The organism is Kocuria nitroreducens (assembly GCF_042879195.1).
GTDB classification, from domain to species: domain Bacteria; phylum Actinomycetota; class Actinomycetes; order Actinomycetales; family Micrococcaceae; genus Kocuria; species Kocuria nitroreducens.
Window position 1 is genome coordinate 148,662 of sequence record NZ_JBHZTC010000003.1, and the last position, 21,260, is coordinate 169,921.

The following is a 21,260-nucleotide window of genomic DNA, read 5'->3' on the forward strand; positions in this document are numbered from 1 at the left end:
GATGTGGGCAGATGTGGGGTCGCCCGGACAGCCATCAACAGATGCAAAAAACTGTTTCCTCATGCAAACTGATGCATACCCGACCCGGTGGCGACCACCGCGGCCGGGCGGACGTCGAACCGGTCGGGGGGCCGGTGGCGTTCTCGGCGCGGAGCGAAGGAGCTTCCGGGCCGGGCCGATCATTTCTGGGGGGAAACATGTTGCCATCTGTCGTGGGTGCTCTGCTGAGCACCGTCGTCCTCGTCTACGTCCTGTCGAACGCCGCCTACACACGGCACAAGCGGTTCATCGCCGGGGCCAGGACGCTGCGCCAGGCCATCGTCGTCGTCTACGCGGTGCTCCTGGTGCTCAACCTGTGGTGCGCCACGGTCATGCCCGTGACCCTGGTGTGCGACGCGATCGCGGTGGCCACCCTGGTCGCCACCGGAGTCTTCGGCTTCGTCATCGCCGAGCGGCGGATTCCCGCCACCACCGTGGTCGAGCGGCGGAGGGTGCTGGCCGTGGGGGCGCACCCGGACGACCTCGAGCTCGCCTGCGGGGCGACCCTGGCCAAACTGGTCGACACCGGTCACGAGGTCCGCGGCCTGGTCATGAGCTCCGGGGAGGTCGGCGGCAACGTGGGTCTGCGCCCGGCGGAGGCCCAGCGCGGCGCCTCGTTCCTGGGGCTCACGGGCCTGCGGGTGCACGACTTCCCGGACACGAAGCTGGAGACGGTCAGCAACGACATGGTCCGGGCCATCGAGGCCGCGATCCGGGAGTTCGAACCGGACGTGATCTTCACCCACTCCGCCCACGACCAGCACCAGGACCACTACGCGGTGCACCAGGCCACCCTGCGCGCCGCGAGGGCCCACCACTCGATCCTGTGCTTCGAGTCCCCGTCGGTGACCCGCGACTTCGACCCGTCCGTGTTCGTGGACATCGACGGCTACGTCGACGTCAAGGTCGAGGCCGTGCTCTCCCACCGGGACCAGGCCGGCAAGCCCTACATGACCCCGGGGCGGGTGCGCGGCATGGCCGCCTTCCGCGGGGCCCAGGCCAAGAACATCAACGCGGAGGCCTTCGAGCCGGTCCGCCTGCTCGGCTCCGCGATCGGGGACCTTTAGCCCGCGGGGTGCAGGGCGTCCTCACGGACATCCCGGCACCCCGGCGGACCTGGACGGCGACCGCGACGGCGACCGTGACGGGGACCGCGACAGGAATTTCGACAGCGACTCCGACGGGAACCCCGGCAGGGACCGCGACAGGAACCCCGACAGGGACCGCGACAGCGACTCCGACGGGAACCCGACGGCGACCCCGACGGGAACCCCGGCAGGAACCTCGACAGGAACCCCGACGGCGGCGCGGCAGGGACCCCGACGGCGGCGCGGCGGCGCCCGGCCACGGTCCGGCCGGCGCGCCCCCGTTCAGACGGGGCCCGAGCTGCCGGCCGGGTACTCGAGGAGCGGGACACGGCCCTCCTTGAAGGCGGCCAGCACCTCGTCGACGATGCGCCACCCCTGCTCCGACGCGTCCCCGCGGACGCTGAAGGTGTGGTCGCCCTCAAGGATGCCCCGCAGCACACTGCCGTAGGCGGTCAGGCCCGGCCGGGCCATCCCGGACGAGAGCGTCACCCGGGTCATGCCGCGGGAGTCGAAGGGTCCGCCCACGTTCAGCTCCAGGCTCAGCTGCTCCTCCTCGAGGCCCATGCGCAGCACGTTCGGGGCCACGTCCCCCGAGCGGGGCAGCTGCTCGTAGTCGTGCGGCGGGCGGCGGAACGTGACAGCGATCTCCTGGCGGGGGTTGCCGACCGCCTTCCCCGAGCGCAGGGTGACCGGCACGCCGTTCCAGCGCCACGTGTCGACCTCGAGGACCACCTGCGCGAACGTCTCCGTCCCGCGCTCCGGGTTCACGCCGTCCTCGGCCGTGTAGTCGGGCAGCTCCCGGCCGTCCACGCTGCCGGCGGTGTAGCGGCCACGCGCCGCGGCCCCCGCGACGTCCTCCTGCCACAGCTTCGTGGCCCGCAGCACGTGACTGGTCAGCGTGGGGATCTCCACCGGGTCGAAGGAGGAGGGCGGTTCCATCATGACGAGGGCCATGACCTGCAGCAGGTGGGACTGGACCATGTCCCGCAGCGCCCCCGTGGCGTCGTAGAACTCCGCGCGGCCCTCCAGGCCCAGGGTCTCGTCGAAGACGATCTCCACCGACTCCACGTGCTCCCGGCTCATGAGCGGCTCCAGCAGCCGGTTCGCGAAGCGCAGCCCCACGAAATTGAGCACCGCCGGCATGCCCAGGAAGTGGTCCACCCGGAAGGTCCGCTCCTCGGGGACGATCCTGCCCAGGAGCCGGTTCAGCTCCCGGGCGGTCTGAGTGTCGGAGCCGATCGGCTTCTCGAGGGCCAGCACCAGGTCCTCCGGCAGGTCCAGCCCGGCCATGGTCTCGCGCGCCTGCGCGGTGACCGCCGGAGGCAGGGCGAAGTACAGGCAGACGGGGCCCTCGACGTCGTCGAGCAGGCGCCCGAGGTCCCCGGCCTCGGTGACGTCGCCCGCCACGTAGCGGGCGGTCTCCCGCGTGTGCGCGGCGGCGGGTCCGCTCGCGCCCACGGAGTCGAAGGCCTCCGCCACCACCTGCTCCCAGCTCTCTGCGGGCTCGCGCGAGGAGCCGACCACGTCGATGCGCAGATCCGGGGCCGAGCTCAGCAGCGTGCCCAAGCCCGGCAGGAGCAGGCGGGACGTGAGGTCGCCGGTGGCGCCGAGAATGATCAGGGTCCTGATGTTCGTCATGCCAGCACGCTACCCCGGCCTCCGAAAAGCACGTCTCCCGCGCCCTGTGCCCACGGACGGTCGGCGACGACGGCGACAGCCACCGTGCCGTGACCGACCGGATGCCCGGCCGCGGCTGGTTGAATGGGCGGATGAGCGACGACGTGACCCGCCCCCCGTCCACCCCCCTGGAGGACTACGCGCTGCTGTCCGATCTGCACACCGGGCCGCTCGTGTCCCGGGACGGCAGCGTCGACTGGCTGTGCTTCCCCCGCTTCGACTCGCCGTCGGTCTTCGCGGCCCTGCTGGGCACGCCGGAGGACGGGCGCTGGAAGCTCTCCGCCGTCGACGGCGAGGTCACGTCACGCCGCTACCTGCCCCGCACCTTCGTGCTCGAGACGACGTGGCGCACTCCCACCGGGAAGGTCGTGGTGACAGACTTCCTCCCCCCGGTCGGGGCCCACGACGACCACCCGAACCACGCCGACCTCGTGCGGCGGGTCGAGTGCGTCTCGGGCACGGTCGAGATGGAGCACGACCTGCGGATCCGCTTCGACTACGGGCGCGCCCGACCCTGGACGCGGCGGGTCGACACCGACGGCAACGGCACGTGCGGTCAGCTCTCGATCGCCGGTCCGGACGCCCTGCTCCTGACGGGGCCGATGCTGCACCCCGAGGACTTCCCGCGCGTCGACCCGCTCCAGAGCGCCGCCCCGCGGGAACCGGGACACCCCGACGAGGCCGAGGGCGCTGTCGCAGACCGGCTCGGCGGACGCTTCCCGCTCTCGGCGGGGGAGTCCCTCGACTGGGTGCTGACCTGGCACGAGTCCCACCACGAGCTGCCCACGCCCGTGGACCCCGCCGCCGCCCTCGACCGGGCGGTGTCCTTCTGGACCGAGTGGTCCTCCCACGTGAGTACCCACAAGCGCCACGAGCAGGCGGTCCTGCGCTCGCTGCTCGTCCTGCGGGCCCTCACCCACCGCGGGACCGGAGGGATCGTCGCGGCCCCCACCACCTCGTTGCCCGAGGAATTCGGGGGCGTGCGCAACTGGGACTACCGCTACACCTGGCTCCGGGACGCCGCTCTGACCATCGAGGTGCTCGTCGCCCACGACTTCACCGACGGCGCGCTGCACTGGCGCAACTGGCTGCTGCGGGCCGTGGCCGGGGACCCCGACCAGGTCCAGATCATGTACGGCCTCGCGGGGGAGCGTCGGCTGGCCGAGAGCGAGCTGGGTCATCTCGGCGGCTACGAGGACTCGACTCCCGTGCGGATCGGCAACGGTGCCGTGGGCCAGTACCAGGCGGACGTCGTCGGGGAGGTCATGCTCGCGCTCGCCGCCCTCCGGGACGCCGGCGTGGAAGAGGACCAGTGGTCGTGGGGGCTGCAGAAGAACCTGCTGCGCTTCTGCGAGCGCAACTTCGACCGGGCCGGTCACGGGATCTGGGAGATGCGCGGGCCGTCCGCGTTCTTCGTGCACGGTCGCGCCATGATGTGGGCGGCCTTCGACCAGGGCGTGCGCGCCGTCGAGGAGCACGGGTTCACCGGGCCGGTGGAGCGGTGGCGCGACCTGCGGGACCGGCTGTGCGCCGAGATCCTGGAGCACGGCTTCGACACGGAGCTGAACACGTTCACGCAGACCTACGACAACACCGAGGTGGACGCCTCGCTGCTGCAGCTGCCGCACACGGGCTTCGTGGCCTACGACGACCCGCGGATGCTCGGCACCGTTGCCCGGATCGAGCGGGACCTGCGGGGACCGCACGGGCTGGTGCACCGCTACCGGACCGCCTCCGGCCTGGACGGTCTGGAGGGCGACGAGTACCCGTTCCTCATCTGCACGTTCTGGCTCGTGGAGCAGTACGCGCGCAGCGGCCGGGTGGACGACGCCGGTGAGCTCCTGGAGCAGCTCGCGGGCTACGCGAACGACCTCGGCCTCTACGCCGAGGAGTACGACCCCGAGAGCGAGCGGCTCGCCGGGAACTTCCCCCAGGCGTTCAGCCACCTCGGGTTCATCCGTGCCGTCGACGCCGTGGTGCGGGCACGGGCCGGCGTGGCCCACGTCGAACGGCTCCAGACGTAGGCTGGACGACGGCGGGACGACGGCGCGCCACCGGCCGGACGTCGGCAGCGCCTCGGCGCGGACGTGGGCGCGGAGCAGCACGGATCGAGTGGAACGGACGGCATGAGCACCTTCGACCGGGCGGCCGGCCTGCCGCACGACCTCACCGACGACCTCCTCGACGGCCTCGGGGCGGAACGAGCCACCCCTCTCGGGGGCGGCGACACCGCGTCGGCCTTCCGCCTCGAGACGGCGCAGGGACCCCTGTTCGCCAAGACCATGGTGGACCCGCCCGCCGGGATGATGGCGGCGGAGGTCGCCGGCCTGCACGCACTGCGGGAGCACGTGCCGGACTTCCTCGGAGTGCCGGAGGTCGTGCAGTGGACGGACGACGGCATCGTCCTCGAGTGGATCGACGAGGCTTCGGGCCGGCGTCGGCCCGGCACCGAGGAGGAGTGCGGGCGCGGGCTCGCCGCGCTGCACCGTGCGCAGGGACGGGCCTTCGGCGGGCTCGCCCCGGAGCTGCCCGGAAGGATCGGGTCCTTCGAGGTGGACCTGTCCCCGACCCAGGACTGGGCGGCGTTCCTGCTCGACCGGCGGATCCGCCCGCTGCTGCGGGCCGCGGTCGAGGCCGGCCGGATCGCGCCGCACGCCGGGGACCTGCTCGAGGAGCTCGTCCCGCGGGCCGGGGAGCTCGCCGGGCCGCAGGAGCCGCCCACCCTGGTGCACGGGGACCTGTGGGCCGGGAACCGGCTCGTGGACGTCCGCGGGCGGAACTGGCTGATCGACCCGTCGGCGTACTGGGGGCACCGCGAGGTCGACATCGCGATGATGCTGCTGTTCGGCGGGTTCGGCGAGGAGTGCCTCGCGGCCTACGACGCCGAGCACCCGCTCGCGCCCGGCTGGCAGGAACGGGTGCCGTGGTACCAGCTGCCGCCGCTGCTGGTGCACGCCGTCCGGTTCGGCGGCGGCTACGGGGACGCGGCCGTACGGGCGCTCCTGCGGCTGCGCGGCTGACGAGCCGCACGTCCGATCGCCGGCGGGAGCACGAGGCGGGTCCTCAGCGCTGCTCGTGCACCGTCGGGTCGGTTCCCGCAGCCCGATCCGCGTTGTTCCGGCCGGTTCAGTGCTGGTCCGCACCGTTCTGAGCGGCGCCGTTCCGACCAGCACCGTCCCGGACCCCGGCGCGCCGGCGCAAGGACGCCGTGGCCAGCACCACCAGAACCGCCGCCGCGGCCGCGCCCCAGGCCAGGAGCACGGACCGGGGTTCGTCCGTGGCCCGGCCGACCGCGATCCAGGACAGGCCCCAGGCCGAGGCGGCGGCCACGGCCCAGCGGCCGCCGACCCGTCTCTGGACGGCGGCGACGACCGCGGCGAGCCCGAGCACGACGGCGACGCCGATCCACTCGGCGCCCCGGCCCTCCTGCGGCACGTCCGAGTCCACGAAGGCGGCCGCCACGTTGGCCGCCGTCGCGACGGACACCCATCCCAGGTACAGCCCGAAGGTGCCGTCGACCACGAGCAGGTCGAGCGGGCCGCGCCGGCCCGGGAGCTCCGTCAGGCGCACCACCAGCAGGCCCAGGACCAGGACCAGGGCAACGATGATCCCGACGCTGGTCCAGATCCAGCCCTGCTGGGTGACCAGCAGCCAGCCGGCGTTGAGGAGCATGGACGCGGCGGCGAGCCAGCCGGTGGCGCGGGCCCGGGGGTCCGTCGCCCGCGAGGGCAGCCACTGCCAGACGGTGTAGGCGAACAGTCCGAGGTAGATCACCGACCAGATCGAGAACGCCGTGCCGGCCGGGGCGAGCAGGGTGGCGTCCGCGGCGAGGCTGCCGCCGGACGACTCCGCGACCCGGGTGCCGAAGACGCCGATCCCGACGAGCGTGCCCAGCAGGCAGGCGATCTCGCTGACGGTGACCGCGATCTGCCGGATGCGGTCCGCGGTGGTGGGCCGCAGCTCGGTGCGGCGGGAGCTGGCGGGGGAGGCGGTCACGGCGGGGCCTTTCTCGAGTGGCACTGATCGGGAGTCATGGGCCGGACGTCATGGGCCGGAATTCACGGGCCGGGAACCACGGGCCGGAACGCACGGGTCCCCGACTGCCACGCTAGGCCCCGGACCCGACCGCCACCAGGGGAGGTGCGGCGTCCGGGGGACCCTGTTCCCGGCCGGCGTCCGGGCCGTTCCCCTAGAGTGGCCGGATGGAACCCGAGCACAGTCCCCGGCCCGTCGTGGGCCTCCTCGGCGCCACCGGCATCACCGGGCGCGTGGCACTGGCCCATCTGCTGGCGCGGGCGCCGGAGGCGGGAGCGGACGTCGTCGTCGGCGCCCGGGACCCCGAGCGCGTGCGTGCCCTGTGCGCCGATCGGGATCTTCTCGTCCCCGAGGTCCTGCACGCCGACATCGACGATCCCGACTCCCTGCGCGCGTTCGTCCGCCGGGTCGACGTGCTGGTCGATCTCGCCGGGCCCTACACGCGGCTGGCGCCCCCGGTGCTCGCCGCGTGCGTCGCGGAGGGCACCCACTACGTCGACGTGACGGGCGAGTCCCAGCTCGTGCACCGGACCGACCGGGACCTGCACGAGGCCGCGCGGGCCGCCCGGGTCGCGCTCGTGCACACGGCGGGTTTCGAGGCCCTCCCCGCGGACGTCCTCGTCGACGCCGCCCGCCGGCACGCCGCCGCACGGGGCGAGACCCTGCGCACCGCGGACCTCGTGACCTCCGTGCGCACCCCGCCGGGAACCGGCTTCTCGGAGTCGGTCTCGGGCGGGACCGTGCAGAGCCTCGTCGAGGTGCTGCGGGACCCCGGCCCCGCCCGCACCGGGGACGTCGCCGCCCGCCTCCCGGACCCCGCGCCCGGCAGCGGGGCCGCCGCGGACCCCCGGGCGGTCCGGGCGTTCAGCCCACTGCGCCTGCGCGCCCGGACCGCCGAGGGCCGGGTGCTCGCGGCCATGAGCCCGCTCGCCGCGATCAACCCGCCGGTGGTGCACCGCACCCAGGCTCTCAGCCCCGTCCCGGGAGCCGCAGCGCACCCGCTCGCCTTCCGAGAGGCCATGGCCCTGGGGCGCTCGGGCGGGCTCCGGGGGGGCGGGGCGCTTCCTCGCGGCGGAGTCGGTGGCCGTCTTCCAGGCGCTCGCCGGGCTCGCCACCGGCCTGCCGCACCCGGTGCGCGCCCGGCTCGCCGGCGTCCTGGCGGGCGTCCTGCCGCAGGCGGGGACGGGTCCGGTGGGCGACGTGCGCACCGGCTGGTCGTGGACGACCCGCGGCACGTTCACCACCCACGAGGGGGACAGCTTCGCCGCCGTGCTGGAGGCGCAGGGCAACCCCGGCTACGGCACCACCCCCTGGATGCTCACGGAACTCGCCCTGCGCATGGCGGTGCGCGGTGTCCCCGACGCCGCGCTCGGCTCGACCACGCCCGCTCTCGCCCTGGACGGTGACGTCGACGCCCTGCTCCCGGCGCGGGTGCACATCACGGTCGGCTGACACCGTGGGCCGAGAGCACGCCGGCCCCCGTCCTTCCTGGGGGACGTGGGCCGGCAGCACGCCCGCGGTGCGCGGGTCTACGGCTTGAGCACCACCTTGATGCAGCCGTCCTCCTTCTTCTGGAACGTCTCGTACATCTCCGGCGCCTGCTCCAGCGGCACCTGGTGGGTCGCCAGGTCGAGCACGCCCAGCGGGTCCGACGGATCGTCCACGAGCGGGAGCAGGTCGTCGATCCACCGCTTCACGTTGCACTGGCCCATGCGCATCTGGATCTGCTTGTCGAACATCGTGAGCAGCGGCAGCGGGCTCTTCGTGCCGCCGTACACGCCGCTCAGCGAGATCGTGCCGCCGCGGCGGACGGCGTCGATGGCGGTGTAGACGGCGTCGAGACGATCGGTGCCGACGGTCTCCATGGCCTTGCGGGCCAGAGGGGACGGCAGCAGCCCGACCGCCTGGTGGGCCATGCCTGCCACCGGCGAGCCGTGCGCCTCCATCCCGACCGCGTCCACCACGGAGTCCGGGCCGCGGCCGTCCGTGAGGTCCTTCAGCCGCTCCGCCACGTCGCCGGAGGACTCCATCGTCTCGATGCCGTGGCGCTCGGCCATGGCCCGGCGCTCGGCGACCGGGTCCACCGCGATCACGCGGTAGCCCAGGTGCCGGCCGATCCGGGCGGACATCTGGCCGATCGGGCCCAGGCCCAGCACGGCGAGGGAGCCGCCCTCCGGGGGCGCGGCGTACTGCACGGCCTGCCACGCGGTGGGCACCACGTCGGAGAGGTACAGGTAGCGCTCGTCCTCACCGGTCTCGGGGACCTTGACGGGCCCGTAGTCGGCGTGGGGCACCCGCAGGTACTCGGCCTGCCCGCCCGGCACCGAACCGTACATGCGGGAGTAGCCGTAGATGGCGCACCCGCTGTTGTACTCCCGGACCTGGGTGGTCTCGCACTGCGACTGCAGCCCCTGGTTGCACATGAAGCAGTGCCCGCAGGAGATGTTGAACGGGATCACGACACGGTCGCCGGGCTTGAGGTCCGTGACGGCGGAGCCGACCTCCTCGACGATGCCCATGGGCTCGTGGCCGACGATGTCACCCTTGTCCATGAACGGGCCCAGCACCTCGTACAGGTGCAGGTCCGACCCGCAGATCCCGGACGAGGTGATCCGGACGATCGCGTCCGTGGGCTCCTGGATCTGCGGATCCGGGACCTCCTCGACGCTCACCGAGCGCTTTCCCTGCCATGTCAGAGCCTTCATCGATCCTCCTTCTCAGAGCTGTCCTCCCGAATCGGTTGGACAGCATGCTGATCTGTTCGGTCGGATCGATCCTACAAGCCGGTGCCTCGCTCCGCACAGTGCTCCGATCCGGCCGGCGGCCCGTCGGCCGGATCCGCGGCCACCGGCCCGGTGGCCGTTCCGCCTTCCGTCGCGGCTGCACTCCCGCCCTCCGTCGCAGCTGCGCCGCCGTCCGGTTCACCGTTCACCTCGCCGTTCGACTTCTCGCTCGACTCGCCGCGCAGGAAGTACGCACCGACCGAGCCGGCCAGGGTCGCGAAGACGGCCACCGAGTAGAGCGCCAGCGCCACTTCCAGCACGCGGGGGAAGCCGCCCTGCGCCCCGAGCTCCCGGCCCGTGACCGTGGACATCGCCGCGTCGGAGAGCGCCGGGCCGTACTCCGCGTAGTAGCCGAGGACATAGAGCAGCTGGCTCGAGACCAGTACGACGACACCGGTGGTCGCCGCGAGCCAGCCGATCCGGCTGGACAGCAGCTTCCCCGCCGAGCGGGAGCCCCGCACCCCGGCCGACAGCACGCCTCCCGCCCGCGTCAGCCGGGTGAGGCGGAGCAGCCGGGCGGCCTGCAGCGCGCGGATGAAGCGCAGGAAGGGCAGCAGCAGGAACAGCACCTGCCACCAGTTGCGCTTCCAGAACCGGACGGAGAACCGGGCGATGTACGCCCGGAGCAGGAACTCGCCGACGAACACGGCCCAGAAGAGCCAGCCGACCACGTTGAGGACGGCCACGAGCCCTGGCTCCTCGGCGAGCAGCTGGCCCAGCACCACGAACAGGAACAGGATCCCCAGCACGCCCATCGGCCGGTCGAGCCGGCGCGCGATCCCCTCCGCCAGGCCGAGCTGCTCGGCCTCCTCGACCGGGCGCCGGCTCTCGCGCCGGGCGTTCTCGTTCCTCGCCACTGCTGTCCTCTCCGTCGCTCCGTCCGGTCATGGCCCCACGGTAGGCCACGGTGACATTGCCGTGCGGCAGGGCAGGTCGCCCTGCTCCGAGCGGTCCTGCTGCTGCTCGAGCGAACAGTGGCCTCGGCGCACGGGTCCGGACGGCGCGGTCTACGGTCCTTCCAGCGCCCCCGGACGAGGCGGCCCTCCATGCCGCCGGCGACGTTCACGATCTCGCCGGAGCACATCCCGGAGGCGACGGGGGAGGCCAGCCACACGATCGCCGCGGCCACGTCCTCGGGGGTGGCCAGCCTCTTCAGCGGCCTCGTCGCGGTGGCACGCTCCGCCGCCGCCGGCTCGGGCGCGGCGCCGCCGGTCAGCGTCCAGCCCGGCGCCACCACGTTGACCCGGCCCTCGGGGGCGATGCGCACGATCTCGTTCTTCAGCGTCCGGGCGAACCCGTAGGCGACACCGGCCTTCGCCGCCGCGTAGTCGGCGTTGCCGGCCTCGCCGAAGGCCGCGCTGACCGAGGACACGAGCACGATGCTGCCCACCCCGGTGTCCTGCACGTGGCGCAGGTAGTCCCGGCACGTCAGGAACGGGACCACGAGGTTGTCCTCGACCACCCGGTGGAAGCGCTCCAGGGACAGCTCTCACACGGGCAGGTCCTCCGCGTCCCAGCCGCCGCTGTTGGCCACGCACACCTCCACGGTCCCCAGCGCCGCGACGGCCTGGTCCATGACCGCGGCGGCCTCCTCGGGTCGGCGCAGATCGCCCTGGATGGACGACATGGCCGCCGATCCGGCCCGCGAGTTCCTCCGCGCGCTCACGGTTGCGGAAGCAGTGCACCGCCACGCGCGCGCCCTCTGCGGCGAAGGCCGCGGTCGTCGCCGCTCCGATGCCGCCGCTCGCGCCGGTCACCAGGACGCCGCGCCCTGACAGTCCGAGATCCATGGAGTCCTCCCGGTCCGAGGTCGGAGACTTCCGGTCCGCGTCGCCCCGGCGGGGCGCCGCACGGCGGGGTGCGGTGTCCCGTCGAGCGACCGGCCGACGGAGACGGTGCGGGCGCTCGCTCGCGTCCGTCGTGGTGTGGGCAGGGCGGCACGACCCCCTGCCACCCGTGCTGATTGCCTGACAACAACGGGCTCGCGAAAGGCGCGTCAATCGTTGCGCTGCCTCGGCTCGGGGTGCTCCGGACGGTTCGGCACACCTCGACCGCTCGGGTCGAGACCTGGGTCGGGGATCTCGCGCCCTCGGCGGGAGGGGCGCTGAGGACCCGTCGGAGGCAACGAGGATGTCGTAGCAATTCCGACTCAGGGGTGGACGTGGCACCGGTCACATGCTTTGCTTCTCTGCAACGCGCATTGTCTGACATTCCGACATCCAGGCAACCCATTTCAAGAGTGAGCCTCCAGGACGGGGAGGCGACGGGCCGGTCCGGAATCCCTCGGGGCCCGGCCGGCGGATCCGCACCCGGGACACCGTGAGGGACGCCTCCCGGGGACATGGAACTCTCTTCACGCAGACGGAGCAGCACATGGAAGCATTCCTCGCCACCACCTACGACGTCATTTGGAATCCACTGGTGTACGTCACCCTCATCACCGGAACGGTCTACACCATCGCCACTCGTGCCGTGCAGGTGCGGCAGTTGCCGGCGATGATTACGTTCCTCTTCGCACGCGCAGAGTCGAAGGACGGCACGACCTCCTTCCAGGCCTTCGCCATGGCCCTGGGCGGCCGGGTGGGAGTCGGGAACATCGCCGGCGTCGCCACTGCGATCGCCTTCGGCGGACCCGGTGCCCTGTTCTGGATGATCGCCACGGCACTGCTCACCGCCTCCATCGAAGCCACGCTCGGGCAGATCTACAAGGTCAAGGTCGACGGGGAGTACCGTGGCGGCATCCCCTGGTACATCGAGATGGGCCTGGGCCTGAAGTGGCTCGGGGTCACCGCCGCCACCGTGGCCGTGCTCAGCTACACGACGCTGATCCCCGGGGTGCAGTCCTCGACCATCGTCACCTCCCTGGACGCCGCCTTCGGCATCCCGACCTGGATCTCCGGCCTGGTCCTGGTGGCACTCACCACCCTCGTCGTCTTCGGCGGCACCAAGTGCATCGCCCACTTCGCCCAGACTGTCGTGCCCGCCATGGCCGTCGCCTACATCCTGCTCGCCGTCGTGGTGCTGATCATGAACGTCCAGGCCATTCCCGAGGTCGTGCGCCTGATCGTCTCCTCGGCGTTCGGAATGGACGCCGTCTACGGCGGCATGATCGGTGCGGCCGTGTCCTGGGGCGTCCGGCGATCCCTCTACTCCAACGTCGCCGGTGTCGGCGAGGGCGGCTACGCCGGTGCGGCAGCCTCCGTCACGCACCCGGCCAAGCAGGGCCTGGTCCAGGCGTTCTCCGTCTACGTCGACACCGTCCTGGTCTGCACGGCGACCGGTGTGATGATCCTGTCCACCGGCGCCTACAACATCCTGCCCGAGGGACGCCCCGCGCTCACCGAGAACCTTCCGGGGGTGGAGCCGGGAGCGGCCTTCACCCAGACGGCCGTCGACACGATCGCCCCCGGGCTGGGCCTCGGCGGCGGCATCGTGGCCCTGGCGATCTTCTTCTTCGCCTTCACCTCGATCCTGTCCTACTTCTACTACGGCGTGACGAACATCGTCTACCTCACCGGCAGCTCCCGCGGCGTCCTGGCCCGCATCGTGCAGGTCCTGGTCCTGCTGGCTGTCTACCTCGGCACGGTCCGGACCACCGAGACGGTGTGGATGCTCGGCGACATCGGCTACGGCCTCATCGCCTGGTTCAACATGGTGGCCATCGCCCTGCTCCTGCCGATCGCCCTCCGCGCCCTGCGGGACTTCGAGCGCCAGCAGAAGGAGGGACTGAACCCGCTCTTCGATCCCGCCGCCGCCGGGATCAAGGGGGCCACCTTCTGGGAGTCCGCCGACGCCCCCGTCACCGCATCCATCAACCGGCTCTGACGGTTCCATCCCGCCGGCTCCGGGGCTGCGTCCCGGATCCGGTCCCTGATCCAGCAGGCGCCGCTGCCGACCTCCCTGGAGGACGCCATCCGCACCGCCGACGAGGAGCTGGCCGGCGCCCGGCCCGGCGGTGCGGAGGTGTCCTGGGCGGTGCGCTCCGACGTCGGGGCCTCGGGGTGCTGTTCACCACGGACACCGAGTCCGGGTTCACCGACGGGGTGTTCACTACCTCGTCCTGCGGGACGGCCACTAGGATGGCCCCGGAATGTCAAACAATCAACCAATCGACTGCTCCATCGGACAGGACCGACCGACATGCCCCCACTCCCGCCCGCGGCCGCTTCGGCCGCCGATGCCCCCCGTCATCAGCTGTCCCCCGCCCCGGTGCTCTCCCGGCGGGACAGCGTCGTCCAGGAACTGCGCCGGGCGGCCGTCCGGGGAACCCTGCGCCCCGGGGACAAGCTGACGGAGGTCAACCTGTCGGAGACCCTGGCCGTCAGCCGGCCGACCATCCGGGAGGCCCTGAGCCAGCTGGCCCAGGAAGGGCTGCTCGTCCAGGAGCCCTACCGCGGTCTGCGTGTTGCGAGCCTGGAGTCCGCCCAGATCCTCGACATCGCCAAGACCCGACAGGCTCTTGACATGCTCGCCGTGGACGCCATCCTCGAGGACGAGAGCGGGGGGCGCATGACCGCCGTGCAGGACTGCTGGGCGGAGTTCTCGCGGTGGGAGAACGACCCCGATCCGCTCACCCGCCACGAGGCTCACGTGGCCTTCCACCGCGGGATCTGGGCCGCCTCGGAGAACTCCATGCTGCTGCGGATGTGGCCGGTGACCGAGGCCCATCTCACCATCGCCCTCGCCCACGACCAGGCCATCCGCTCGGACCCCGCCCGCGCCAGTGTGGTGCACCAGCACCTGATCGACGCGCTGATGTCCCGGGACCGGGAGCAGATCGAGACGGCGTTCAAGGAGCACACGATCGACAGCGCGTGCGAACTGGTCGCCATCATCGGACGAGAGAACGAACGAAAGGACGACAGATGAAGAAAGTGCTCGTGGTCGGCGCCAACGGACTCGTCGGAGGCACCGTGGCCGACGCCCTCGCGGATTCGCACGAGGTGGTGCGCGCGTCCCGCAGCGAGGGCGAACGCGTGGACCTCTCGGACCCCGCCTCCGTGCGGGAACTCTTCGACCGGGTCGGCCCCCTGGACGCCGTCGTCTGCTGCGCCGGGGTGGTCCCCTTCAAGCCGCTCACGGAGCTGACCGTCGAGGACTACCGGGCGGGCTTCGAGGACAAGGTCCTGGGACAGATCAACCTCGTGACCGAGGGTCTGCCCCAGGTCCGGGACGGCGGGTCCTTCACCTTCATCAGCGGTGTGCTGTCCCGGGAGCCCATCGCCACCGGCGTGGCCGCGTCCGCGGTCAACGGGGCACTGGAGTCCTTCGTGATGGCGGCGGCCGCGGAACTGCCGCGCGGGGTCCGGATCAACGCCGTCAGCCCCAGCGTCCTGTCCGAGGCGGACGGCTACCATCCGTTCTTCCCGGGCTACCCGCACGTGCCCGCCGCCGAGGTGGCCCGTGCCTACGTCCGCTCGGTGGACGGCGTGGAGACGGGCAAGACCTTCCGGGTCTGAGCCGGAACCCGCGCACCGACGACGCCGGCCTCCTCCTGGGAACAGGAGGAGGCCGGCGTCGTCCGTGGGTGCTGGAGGTTCAGCGGGGAGCGTCTGACAGTGCTCCCGAGCCGTCCGGGCGCCGCCCGCTCACCCGGGCGCCGCCCGCTCACCCGGGCGCCGCCCGCTCACCCGGGCGCCGCCCGCTCACCCGGGTGCCGCCAGCGGCACCGGTCACCCCGGACGTCGTGCGCTCGAAGCGGCGCGCGCCCCCTCCCGGCCCATCACTCGCCCAGGGAGAAGACCGTCCGGTGCCAGTCACGCACCGACTCCCCGCTGATGTCGAACATGACGTGCTTGACCACGGTGTACTCGTCGAAGGAGTAGGTGGACATGTCCTTGCCGAAGCCGGACTGCTTCATGCCGCCGTGGGGCATCTCGCTGAGGATGGTGATGTGGTCGTTGATCCACACGCAGCCGGAGCGGATCTCCCGGCTGGCCCGCATGGCGCGGTACACGTCACGGCTCCACGCCGAGGCGGCCAGCCCGTAGGGCGTGTCGTTGGCCAGGGCCATGGCCTCGTCGTCGGTGTCGAACGGCATCACGGCCAGTACCGGTCCGAAGACCTCGTCCTGCATGATCTCGCTGTCCGTCGGGGCGTCCGCGACCAGGGTGGGCCGGAAGTAGGAGCCCTCGGCGGGCAGCTCCTCGGGCACCCCGCCGCCGATCACGCGGGCGTAGCCGCGGGCCCGGTCCACCATGGCCGTGACCTTCTCGCGGTGCTCCATCGAGATGAGCGGGCCCATGTCGGTGGCCGGGTCCTCCGTGGGACCGAGCCGCACCCCGGCGTAGAGGGCGGCGACTCCCTGCACGAATTCCTCGTAGACCGACCGATGCACGATCGCGCGGGTGGCGGCGGTGCAGTCCTGGCCAGCGTTGATGAGGCTGCCGGCGACGGCGCCGTGGATGGCGGCCTCGAGGTCGGCGTCGTCGAACACGACGAACGGGGCCTTGCCGCCGAGCTCGAGGTGGACCCGCTTGGCGGTGGTCGCGGCCGCGTCCAGCACGGTGCGCCCCACGCCGGTGGAGCCGGTGAAGGAGAGCATGTCCACCTCGGGGTGGCGCAGCAGGCGCGCCCCGACGGTCCGGCCGCCACCGCACACGACGTTGAGCACGCCGTCGGGCAGACCTGCCGCGGTGGCGACCTCGGCGAACAGCAGCGTGGTCAGCGGGGTGTTCTCCGCGGGCTTGAGCACCACGGTGTTGCCGGCGGCGATCGCCGGGAGAACCTTCCAGGCGGCCATCTGCAGCGGGTAGTTCCACGGGGCGATCGAGCCGATGACACCGATCGCCTCGCGCCGGATCTGCGAGGTGTGGTCCGGCGAGTACTCCGCGGTGGCCTTGCCCTCGAGGTTGCGCGCGGCGCCGGCGAAGAAGGCCACGTTGTCGATCGTGCCGGGGACGTCGAACTCCCGGGTCAGTCGGATCGGCTTGCCGGCCTGGCGGCTCTCGAGCACCGCGAACTCCTCGGCCCGCTCCTCGAGCAGAGCGGCGAAGCGGGTCAGCACCGCGGAGCGCTCCGCGGGGGTCGCCCGGGACCAGCCCGGGAACGCGGCCCGCGCCGCCTCCACGGCCGCGTCGACGTCCTCGTCCTCGGCCAGGGCGACGGTCGCCACGACCGTGCCGTCGGAGGGGTTGATGACCTCGGAGGTCCCGCCCGTGGTGCCGGCGGTCATCCGCCCGTTGATCCAGAGACCGGTCTGCACCGGCGTCCCGGACTCGGTCGCACCCTGCAGGGTGGATGCGGTGGTGGTCGTCTCGCTCATGATCAGTCCTTTGCTTCTGTGGGGACGAGAGGGGAGGCCGTCGCGCCCGGGGCCCAGATGTCCCCGACGCTGTATCCGCTCGGGAAGGGGTCCGAGTCGTCGAGGACCCATCTGCCGTGGCCGGTCACCCAGCCGCGGCCGGTGATGGTGGGGAGCACCGCCGGCCGTCCGCCGGAGGTGGTGGTTCCCACCAGCCGGCCGACGAACTCGGTGCCGATGATGCTGCGGTGCCGGAACGGCTCGTCGAGCCCCAGCCGGCCCCGGGCGTGCAGCGCGGCCATCCGGGCGGAGGTGCCGGTCCCGCACGGGGAGCGGTCCAGGACGCCGGTCCAGCTCTGCGGGTCGTCCGCCCGCACCGGTCCGTTGGTCAGCACCACGGTGTTGCGGGAGGCCTCGCCGGGCACGGGGTCACCGCTGTGCAGCATCACCAGGTTGACGCCCCGGATACCGGGATTCTCCGGGTGGACCACGTCGATCTGCTCGGTGGCCGCCAGCTTGATCAGCGCCCCGGCGCGGGCCAGCTCCTTGCCCCGCGCCGGGTCCAGTTCCAGGCCCAGGTCGGCGACCCGTGCCTGGGCGAAGAACTGGCCGCCGAAGACGATGTCCACCGGCACCGGCACCGTGCCCAGCTCAGGGACCTCCAGGGGCCGGTCGAGTTCCACGACGAACGAGGGTACGTTGGCCACCGTGACGGAGAGCACCTTGCCGCCCTCCACACGGGCTGTGGCGTGCACCGTGCCCACGGCCGTGTCGACGGCGACCAGGACCTCGGGGCCGGGACGGTCGATGATCCCGGTCTCGATCGCGGCGGTCACGGCGCAGATGGTGTTCGATCCCGACATCGGGGTGAAACCGCCCTGCTCCAGCACCACGATGCCGAAGTCCGACCCCGGGGTGACCGGGGGCAGGAGGATCACGGCGCACATGGCGGGGTAGCCCCGCGGTTCCTGGAGCACCAGCCGGCGCAGGCCGTCCAGGTGCTGTCGGCAGTACTGCAGGCGCTCAGCCATAGTGTCGCCCTCGACGAAGTGCGCGGCCGAGGTGAGGATCCGGCCCGGCTCGCCCTCCGCGTGCACCTCGACCGCGTCCAGGCTGAGGATCTCGGTCATGCCGTGGCGGGCTTGAGGACGCCGGCGGTCTCGAGGATCTGGGCGAGGCGCTGCCGGTTCTCCTCCGAGAGCGGCTGGATCGGGCGGCGCGGAGGACCGGCCGGCACACCGATGAGCTCGAGGCCGGCCTTGATGCCGGCCGGGTAGTTCACCGACTCCAGGAAGGCACTGATCGCGTACAGGGTCTTCCACTGCTCGCGGGCGGCGTCGAGGTCCTTGCGCTCGGCCAGGGTCTCCCACAGCTCCACGGCGAGCTCGGGCACCAGCCCGGCCGCGCCCCACACGGAGGCCTTCGCGCCGCTGGCGATGCCGAAGAAGGTCAGGGTGTCCCAGCCGTTGAAGGCGGTGATCTTGTCGGCGTGGTTGATCAGCAGATCGCCCAGGGCCACGGCGTCGTCGGAGGTGGACTTGAGGTAGTCGATGCCGTCGATCTCGCCGAGGGACGCGATCTGCGCGGCGTCCAGGTGCAGGCCGGTGGCGCCGGGGACGTTGTAGTAGACGATCGGCAGCGTGACCGAGGCGGCGACGTCGGAGAGGAAGGCGACCAGGGCGTCGAAGTCCAGCGGGTCGTAGAACGGCGGGACGAGCATGAGGGCGTCGGCACCGACGGTCTCGGCGTGCTGGGCCAGGGAGATCGCCTTCTCGGTGGACAGCGCACCGATGCCGGCGATCACCGGGATCCGCCCGGCCACGGCCTCGACGTAGAGCTCGATGACGCGCCGGTACTCGGCGTCGGTGAGGGTGGTGAACTCCCCGGAGGTCCCGGTCGGCACGATGCCGTGGATGCCGGCTGCGACGAGGCGCTCGACGTGACGGCGCAGGGCCTCCTCGTCGACGGCGGAGGCGTCGGCGGTGAAGGGGGTGGTGACGGCGGCGAGGATGCCGCGCAGTTCGACGTTCTTGCGGTCGCTCATGGTGGGTGTCCTTTCGGGGAGGGGTGTCAGGCGGCGGAGCGGGCTGCTCGCCGCTGGCCGGTGAAGCGCTCGGCGGCGAAGGGGTCGAGGGCGGAGGGCATCCGCCCGTGCAGGATGAGCTCGGTCAGGGCCGAGGCGGTGCCCGGGGCCAGGGTGACGCCCATCATCCCGTGGCCCGTGGAGACGTAGGCGTTGGACATCGGGCCCAGACGGCCGATGATCGGCAGGCCGTCCGGGGTCATGGGGCGCATGCCGGTGCGGGCCGCGAGCGGCTCCGTGGGCGGTTCCCAGTCGCGGAAGTAGGCGCGCGGGGCGCGGAGGATGGCATCGACGCGCACCTGGTTGACGTTCTCGTCCAGTCCGCCGAACTCCATGGTGCCGGCCAGGCGCAGCCGGTGCTCGAAGGGAGTCACCGCGACCTTGGCGTCGGAGAGGTTCACGGCGCTGCGCAGACCGAACGTGGGAACCTCGATGCTGTACCCCTTGCCGGGGCGGACCGGCAGCAGGAGGCCGAAGAGCTTGGACACCTGTCCGGTCCACGCCCCCGCGGCCAGGACCACGGCGTCGCCGGTGAGCCGGCGTTCTCCGGCTCGGACCGCGGTGATGCGGTCCCCAGAGGTCTCGACCTCGTCGACCGGGGCGTTCTCGACGATCTCGACGCCCATCTCCACGATGCGCTCGGCCAGTGCCCGGGTGAGTGCGCCCGGGTCCAGGTGGCGCTCGTGGGGGTAGTAGATGCCGCCGATCACCGCGTCGCTGAGCAGGGGCTCCTGCTCGCGGACCTCCTCCCCGCGCAGCACGCGCGGGTCGCGGTCGAAGGCCCTGGCCAGGTCCAGGTTGTCCAGGTGGTGCTCCAGGTTCTCCTCCTCCCTGAAGGCCATGAGCAGTCCGCTGGTGTGCATTTCGAAGTCCATGCCGTCGCTGCGGTACTCGTCGAAGACCTCGAGGGTCTCCCTCGCGAGGGTCAGGTGTCCTTCGAACCCGGCACGCTGGGCCTTGGCGTTGGAGTGCCGCCACATGCCGGTCATGAACTTCAGGAACGCCGGCTCCAGGGAGGGCTTGATGTAGAGCGGGCTGTCCGGGCGCAGCATCCACTTCATGGACTTGAGGACGACCCCGGGGCCGGGCACGGGGGCGGACTCCGCCGGGCAGACCCACCCCGCGTTGATCTCCGAGGTGCCCAGGCCGGTACCGCGGGCGTCCACGAGGGTGACCTGGGCACCTTCTCTTGCCAGGTGGTAGGCGGTGGTCAGCCCGACCACGCCACCTCCGATGACCACAACGTGCATGTCGTTCCTTCCTGGCGGGGCCGCCACGGGTGAAGGACGCCCCTGAACCGCGCGATACCGTGCTCTTTCGTCCGCCGGCCGAGTGTTCCGGCGCGCCCGGCGCCGGAACGGGAGGTGGGCCAGCGTCGTCCGAGCTGTTTGATTGTCAGGCAATCAGTGCTGTCTTCAGCGTAGGCACGTGATGAGGGCCACGTCTACCCCTGCCGGCATCTTCCGGTGCTCCGTTCGCGACCAGTGTTGTGCTGCCCCTCCCTGCGGCGGGGACGGCGGGGACGGCGGGGGCTGCCAGGACGGCGGGGACCGCGGGGGCTGCCAGGACGGCGGGGACGGCGGGGGCGGCGAGGGCAGCGGGGACGGCGGGGACGGCGGGGGCGGGGAGGGCAGTGGGGGCGGCGCGAGCGGGGTGACGGTGGCCCGGCCGGCTTCAGCCCAGGCGGACGTGGTACTCGCGGAGGTCGATCATCTTCCGGACGCCCAGGCCGTGCTCCCGGATCCACAGGACGCCCGACCCCGGCATGATGTCCTCCACTTCGCCCTGGTAGTGGAGGACGTCGTACCGCCACGCCTGCACGGTGGAGCCGGGACGCGGCCACGCAGTCCCGCTGATGAGGTGCGGACCGCTGCTCACGACGGGGGCGTTCATGACGCGACGTCCCGGGCCGCGGACCCGTCACCGCGGTGGACGATGACCTGTCCCCCGGTGCTGCGGGTGATGTTCCAGGCCCACTGGAGGGCCTCGGAGCGGCTGGGGGCATGCAGCCCGGCGCGCGGGGCACCGGGGATCCTCACCTCCCAGCATCCACTGGGACAGGGGGCGATGATCCGGTCCTCGGGGTGGGACATGGTGGTGCTTCCTTCCTGTGGCAGAGGCCGTAGTGAGCCGCAGCCATCGGCGCGGGAGGGGCCGGGGGAGCGAAGGGTCCCTGTGCCCGGAGCTGCGGGTCCTGGTGGTCGAGCGGGGAGGTGAAGGGCGAGCACGCTCGGGCGGTGGTCCCGAGCGTGCTCGTCCCGTCGGCTGCGGCTGCAGGAGCCGTTGGCCGACTCCTGCGCGTGCTCGCCGGG

General features: G+C 72.2%; 18 protein-coding genes and 3 pseudogenes. 8 read left to right on the forward strand and 13 right to left on the reverse strand.

Annotation, left to right across the window (positions count from 1 at the left end):
- The first annotated feature begins 197 nt into the window (after positions 1 to 197).
- On the forward strand, positions 198 to 1,106 hold the full coding sequence (locus ACFYE1_RS02910) for a PIG-L deacetylase family protein (protein WP_387739767.1): 909 nt from the start codon (positions 198 to 200) through the stop codon (positions 1,104 to 1,106).
- A 303-nt stretch (positions 1,107 to 1,409) separates the two neighbouring features.
- Here the strand turns inward: ACFYE1_RS02910 and ACFYE1_RS02915 are convergent, their stop codons facing one another.
- Entirely contained in the window at positions 1,410 to 2,765 is a 1,356-nt protein-coding gene (locus tag ACFYE1_RS02915; RefSeq protein ID WP_387739769.1) for a glucose-6-phosphate dehydrogenase, read from the reverse strand.
- Between the two features lie 131 nt (positions 2,766 to 2,896).
- On the opposite strand from ACFYE1_RS02915, the gene ACFYE1_RS02920 reads away from it, so the two are divergent.
- Positions 2,897 to 4,828: a glycoside hydrolase family 15 protein gene (locus ACFYE1_RS02920; protein ID WP_387739770.1), complete on the forward strand. Its 1,932-nt coding sequence runs from the start codon at positions 2,897 to 2,899 to the stop codon at positions 4,826 to 4,828.
- 102 nt (positions 4,829 to 4,930) lie between these two features.
- The gene (locus ACFYE1_RS02925; protein ID WP_387739772.1) at positions 4,931 to 5,824 is read left to right on the forward strand and encodes a fructosamine kinase family protein; all 894 of its coding nucleotides are present in this window, start codon (positions 4,931 to 4,933) and stop codon (positions 5,822 to 5,824) included.
- A gap of 106 nt (positions 5,825 to 5,930) precedes the next feature.
- Here the strand turns inward: ACFYE1_RS02925 and ACFYE1_RS02930 are convergent, their stop codons facing one another.
- Positions 5,931 to 6,800, reverse strand: a complete 870-nt coding sequence (locus tag ACFYE1_RS02930) for a tryptophan-rich sensory protein (RefSeq protein WP_387739774.1) — start codon at positions 6,798 to 6,800, stop codon at positions 5,931 to 5,933.
- A gap of 206 nt (positions 6,801 to 7,006) precedes the next feature.
- Between ACFYE1_RS02930 and ACFYE1_RS02935 the strand changes: the two are divergent.
- Together ACFYE1_RS02935 and ACFYE1_RS02940 are read left to right on the forward strand one after the other, a co-directional pair.
- Positions 7,007 to 7,402 (forward strand): annotated as a pseudogene (locus ACFYE1_RS02935) (saccharopine dehydrogenase NADP-binding domain-containing protein); the annotation flags it as partial.
- A 517-nt stretch (positions 7,403 to 7,919) separates the two neighbouring features.
- Positions 7,920 to 8,291 carry a hypothetical protein gene (locus ACFYE1_RS02940; RefSeq protein ID WP_387739916.1) on the forward strand — a complete coding sequence of 124 codons (372 nt, stop codon included), beginning with the start codon at positions 7,920 to 7,922 and terminating at the stop codon, positions 8,289 to 8,291.
- A gap of 77 nt (positions 8,292 to 8,368) precedes the next feature.
- On the opposite strand, the gene ACFYE1_RS02945 is transcribed toward ACFYE1_RS02940, so the two are convergent.
- The 5 genes and pseudogenes from ACFYE1_RS02945 to ACFYE1_RS02965 form a co-directional block, all read right to left on the reverse strand.
- A complete protein-coding gene (locus ACFYE1_RS02945; RefSeq protein ID WP_387739776.1) occupies positions 8,369 to 9,544 on the reverse strand; it encodes a zinc-dependent alcohol dehydrogenase in 1,176 nt (391 codons plus the stop codon).
- Positions 9,545 to 9,615: 71 nt separating this feature from the next.
- Positions 9,616 to 10,479: a hypothetical protein gene (locus tag ACFYE1_RS02950; protein ID WP_387739778.1), complete on the reverse strand. Its 864-nt coding sequence runs from the start codon at positions 10,477 to 10,479 to the stop codon at positions 9,616 to 9,618.
- A gap of 248 nt (positions 10,480 to 10,727) precedes the next feature.
- A pseudogene (locus tag ACFYE1_RS02955) lies at positions 10,728 to 11,084 on the reverse strand (SDR family NAD(P)-dependent oxidoreductase); the annotation flags it as partial.
- A 27-nt stretch (positions 11,085 to 11,111) separates the two neighbouring features.
- Positions 11,112 to 11,249 carry a hypothetical protein gene (locus tag ACFYE1_RS02960; protein WP_387739918.1) on the reverse strand — a complete coding sequence of 46 codons (138 nt, stop codon included), beginning with the start codon at positions 11,247 to 11,249 and terminating at the stop codon, positions 11,112 to 11,114.
- A gap of 16 nt (positions 11,250 to 11,265) precedes the next feature.
- Positions 11,266 to 11,412 (reverse strand): annotated as a pseudogene (locus ACFYE1_RS02965) (SDR family NAD(P)-dependent oxidoreductase); the annotation flags it as partial.
- 583 nt (positions 11,413 to 11,995) lie between these two features.
- Between ACFYE1_RS02965 and ACFYE1_RS02970 the strand changes: the two are divergent.
- From ACFYE1_RS02970 to ACFYE1_RS02980, 3 genes are all read left to right on the forward strand, one after another.
- Positions 11,996 to 13,447, forward strand: a complete 1,452-nt coding sequence (locus tag ACFYE1_RS02970; RefSeq protein ID WP_387739780.1) for an alanine/glycine:cation symporter family protein — start codon at positions 11,996 to 11,998, stop codon at positions 13,445 to 13,447.
- Positions 13,448 to 13,762: 315 nt separating this feature from the next.
- Positions 13,763 to 14,491 (forward strand): GntR family transcriptional regulator, encoded by a 729-nt coding sequence (locus ACFYE1_RS02975; protein WP_387739782.1) that lies wholly within the window; start codon positions 13,763 to 13,765, stop codon positions 14,489 to 14,491.
- Positions 14,488 to 15,081 (forward strand): short chain dehydrogenase, encoded by a 594-nt coding sequence (locus ACFYE1_RS02980; protein WP_387739784.1) that lies wholly within the window; start codon positions 14,488 to 14,490, stop codon positions 15,079 to 15,081. Before ACFYE1_RS02975 ends, ACFYE1_RS02980 begins: the two co-directional genes overlap by 4 nt.
- Before the next feature lie 263 nt (positions 15,082 to 15,344).
- On the opposite strand, the gene ACFYE1_RS02985 is transcribed toward ACFYE1_RS02980, so the two are convergent.
- The 6 genes from ACFYE1_RS02985 to ACFYE1_RS03010 all read right to left on the reverse strand — a co-directional run bounded on the left by ACFYE1_RS02985 (position 15,345) and on the right by ACFYE1_RS03010 (position 21,041).
- On the reverse strand, positions 15,345 to 16,886 hold the full coding sequence (locus ACFYE1_RS02985; RefSeq protein ID WP_387739787.1) for a gamma-aminobutyraldehyde dehydrogenase: 1,542 nt from the start codon (positions 16,884 to 16,886) through the stop codon (positions 15,345 to 15,347).
- 2 nt (positions 16,887 to 16,888) lie between these two features.
- Positions 16,889 to 17,995 (reverse strand): proline racemase family protein, encoded by a 1,107-nt coding sequence (locus ACFYE1_RS02990; protein ID WP_387739788.1) that lies wholly within the window; start codon positions 17,993 to 17,995, stop codon positions 16,889 to 16,891.
- Positions 17,992 to 18,909 (reverse strand): dihydrodipicolinate synthase family protein, encoded by a 918-nt coding sequence (locus ACFYE1_RS02995; protein ID WP_387739790.1) that lies wholly within the window; start codon positions 18,907 to 18,909, stop codon positions 17,992 to 17,994. Before ACFYE1_RS02995 ends, ACFYE1_RS02990 begins: the two co-directional genes overlap by 4 nt.
- A gap of 26 nt (positions 18,910 to 18,935) precedes the next feature.
- A complete protein-coding gene (locus tag ACFYE1_RS03000) occupies positions 18,936 to 20,198 on the reverse strand; it encodes an NAD(P)/FAD-dependent oxidoreductase (protein WP_387739793.1) in 1,263 nt (420 codons plus the stop codon).
- Between the two features lie 424 nt (positions 20,199 to 20,622).
- Positions 20,623 to 20,841, reverse strand: a complete 219-nt coding sequence (locus ACFYE1_RS03005; protein ID WP_387739795.1) for a hypothetical protein — start codon at positions 20,839 to 20,841, stop codon at positions 20,623 to 20,625.
- Positions 20,838 to 21,041: a DUF2188 domain-containing protein gene (locus ACFYE1_RS03010; protein WP_387739798.1), complete on the reverse strand. Its 204-nt coding sequence runs from the start codon at positions 21,039 to 21,041 to the stop codon at positions 20,838 to 20,840. Before ACFYE1_RS03010 ends, ACFYE1_RS03005 begins: the two co-directional genes overlap by 4 nt.
- Positions 21,042 to 21,260: the final 219 nt, after the last annotated feature.

What these genes read in the sequence shown, in the direction of transcription:
- ACFYE1_RS02980 (WP_387739784.1), top strand. Translation starts at nt 14,488, where the DNA reads ATGAAGAAAGTGCTCGTGGTCGGCGCCAACGGACTCGTCGGAGGCACC.
- ACFYE1_RS02990 (WP_387739788.1), bottom strand. Translation starts at nt 17,995, where the DNA reads ATGACCGAGATCCTCAGCCTGGACGCGGTCGAGGTGCACGCGGAGGGC.
- ACFYE1_RS02910 (WP_387739767.1), top strand. Translation starts at nt 198, where the DNA reads ATGTTGCCATCTGTCGTGGGTGCTCTGCTGAGCACCGTCGTCCTCGTC.
- ACFYE1_RS02920 (WP_387739770.1), top strand. Translation starts at nt 2,897, where the DNA reads ATGAGCGACGACGTGACCCGCCCCCCGTCCACCCCCCTGGAGGACTAC.
- ACFYE1_RS03005 (WP_387739795.1), bottom strand. Translation starts at nt 20,841, where the DNA reads ATGAACGCCCCCGTCGTGAGCAGCGGTCCGCACCTCATCAGCGGGACT.
- ACFYE1_RS02915 (WP_387739769.1), bottom strand. Translation starts at nt 2,765, where the DNA reads ATGACGAACATCAGGACCCTGATCATTCTCGGCGCCACCGGCGACCTC.
- ACFYE1_RS03010 (WP_387739798.1), bottom strand. Translation starts at nt 21,041, where the DNA reads ATGTCCCACCCCGAGGACCGGATCATCGCCCCCTGTCCCAGTGGATGC.
- ACFYE1_RS02985 (WP_387739787.1), bottom strand. Translation starts at nt 16,886, where the DNA reads ATGAGCGAGACGACCACCACCGCATCCACCCTGCAGGGTGCGACCGAG.
- ACFYE1_RS03000 (WP_387739793.1), bottom strand. Translation starts at nt 20,198, where the DNA reads ATGCACGTTGTGGTCATCGGAGGTGGCGTGGTCGGGCTGACCACCGCC.
- ACFYE1_RS02970 (WP_387739780.1), top strand. Translation starts at nt 11,996, where the DNA reads ATGGAAGCATTCCTCGCCACCACCTACGACGTCATTTGGAATCCACTG.
- ACFYE1_RS02995 (WP_387739790.1), bottom strand. Translation starts at nt 18,909, where the DNA reads ATGAGCGACCGCAAGAACGTCGAACTGCGCGGCATCCTCGCCGCCGTC.
- ACFYE1_RS02925 (WP_387739772.1), top strand. Translation starts at nt 4,931, where the DNA reads ATGAGCACCTTCGACCGGGCGGCCGGCCTGCCGCACGACCTCACCGAC.
- ACFYE1_RS02975 (WP_387739782.1), top strand. Translation starts at nt 13,763, where the DNA reads ATGCCCCCACTCCCGCCCGCGGCCGCTTCGGCCGCCGATGCCCCCCGT.
- ACFYE1_RS02960 (WP_387739918.1), bottom strand. Translation starts at nt 11,249, where the DNA reads ATGTCGTCCATCCAGGGCGATCTGCGCCGACCCGAGGAGGCCGCCGCG.
- ACFYE1_RS02945 (WP_387739776.1), bottom strand. Translation starts at nt 9,544, where the DNA reads ATGAAGGCTCTGACATGGCAGGGAAAGCGCTCGGTGAGCGTCGAGGAG.